Raw genomic sequence first — 415 nt, forward strand, 5'->3', positions numbered from 1 at the left:
GCTTGTAGCTGGCTTCGATGTGGTCCAGGCGCGGGTCGTCGTGCTTCAAGCGCTCCAGGCGGTAGTTGGGGGTTTCCAGCGTCTTGTTGGGCACCATCAGCACGGCCACGCGCTGCTTGAGTTCGATCTTGGCGATCTCGGTGCGCTTCTCGTTCAGCAGGAAAGAGGCCACTTCCACCGGCACCTGGCAGTGCACAGCGGCCGTGTTGTCCTTCATGGACTCTTCCTGAATGATCCGCAGGATCTGCAGGGCCGACGATTCGGTGTCGCGGATGTGGCCCGAGCCGCCGCAGCGTGGGCAGGGGATGGACGAGCCCTCGCTCAAGGCGGGCTTGAGGCGCTGGCGGCTCATTTCCATGAGGCCGAACTTGCTGATGGTGCCGAACTGCACGCGGGCGCGGTCCTGGCGCAAGGC

General features: G+C 64.6%; 1 pseudogene. It reads right to left on the reverse strand.

Going from position 1 to position 415, the window contains the following annotated elements:
• Positions 1–415, reverse strand: a pseudogene (locus DBR23_RS30185) (ribonuclease E/G); the annotation flags it as partial.

The sequence above is a fragment of the Acidovorax sp. HMWF018 genome (genome assembly GCF_003061035.1).
GTDB lineage: Bacteria > Pseudomonadota > Gammaproteobacteria > Burkholderiales > Burkholderiaceae_C > Acidovorax > Acidovorax delafieldii.